This is a genomic window from Vibrio sp. 704, assembly GCF_033339295.1.
The window spans coordinates 1-500 of the sequence record NZ_JAWOUH010001111.1 but is presented as its reverse complement, the minus strand read 5'-3'; the positions used below and the strand labels follow the sequence as shown (position 1 = coordinate 500).

The 500-nt window shown below is 47.4% G+C and carries 1 protein-coding gene; it reads left to right on the top strand.

Features of this window, described 5'->3' with window-relative positions; all coding sequences use genetic code 11:
- A partial coding sequence (locus R7R24_RS30930; protein ID WP_318120746.1) for a BamA/TamA family outer membrane protein occupies nucleotides 1-500 on the top strand: 500 nt, incomplete at both ends.

Genomic DNA, 500 nt, shown 5'->3' with positions numbered 1-500 from the left:
AAAATGCAGTACGATGTGCGTCAGTACGTGCCTTTGACTAAGAAGCATGAGTTCACGCTCTTGTTCCGTGGTCGCTTAGGTTATGGTAACGGTTACGGTCAGACGGATGGCAACGATAACTTGTTCCCATTCTACGAAAACTATTACGCAGGTGGCTTTACGACACTACGTGGTTTCGGCTCTAACAGCGTAGGTCCGAAAGCGGTTTATCGTGATTACTCTGGCTCGAACAATGGTGCTGATACTGCTACAGACGATTCTGTTGGTGGTAACGCAGTAGCGCTAGCAAGTATCGAGCTGATTGTTCCTACACCATTTGCGTCGGACGAAGTTCGCAACCAAATTCGAACCAGTATTTTCTTCGATATGGCAAGTATTTGGGATACCGAGTTTGACTATCGCGACTCTGGTGCAGAATATGGTGACCGTTACTACTACGATTACTCAGATCCAACCAACTACCGTTCATCTTATGGTGCGGCGTTGCAGTGGATGTCTCC